At 62.5% G+C, this 590-nt stretch carries 1 protein-coding gene; it reads right to left on the reverse strand.

What is annotated here, in order from left to right:
* Positions 1–569: acyl-CoA dehydrogenase family protein (locus tag ACK8OU_RS20420; protein WP_410305156.1), on the reverse strand; the 569-nt coding region annotated here is incomplete at its 3' end.
* Positions 570–590 lie beyond the last annotated feature (21 nt).

The following is a 590-nucleotide window of genomic DNA, read 5'->3' on the forward strand; positions in this document are numbered from 1 at the left end:
AGCGCAGCCTGTGCGATGTGAACCGCGGCGAGCCCCACCAAGGGACGATTGCCGTTCCAGGTGAGCGTCAGGATGCGAGCAGCGTCGCCACCCGTGCCAAGCGCGTTAGATGCCGGCACCCTGCAGTCGTCGAAAAGGATCTCCGAGAGGTGTCCTTGCTGGAGGCCGAGGCTCTGAATTTCCAACGCCTCGTAAGGCGACGCATCCCGTTCGACGACGATGCGGCGCATGATGTTGCCCTTGTCACCGTGCCCTGCCGAGCAGGTTGCGATCATGATATCGCTGGCCGTCCCGTTTGTGATCCACATCTTGCGTCCGTTGATGACCAACTCGCCGCCGTCCTCGACAACCCGGGTGCGGACCCCCCGCGGGTCCGATCCCGTGTCCGGCTCGGTTGTTCCGGTACAGCATATCTTTCTGCCCGCGATCAAATCGGGGAGAAACCGCGCGCGCTGCTCTTCGCTGCTATCGGCGTGGATACGCGCGACAGTGCATTCATGCGACAACAGCGAGATCGCCATCGCCGGAGGCAGTTGCTCGAACACCAGACCGAAGTCGAGCATCTTCATTCCGCTGCCTCCCGATTCCTC

The organism is Pontitalea aquivivens, from assembly GCF_046507575.1.
GTDB lineage: Bacteria > Pseudomonadota > Alphaproteobacteria > Rhodobacterales > Rhodobacteraceae > Pontitalea > Pontitalea aquivivens.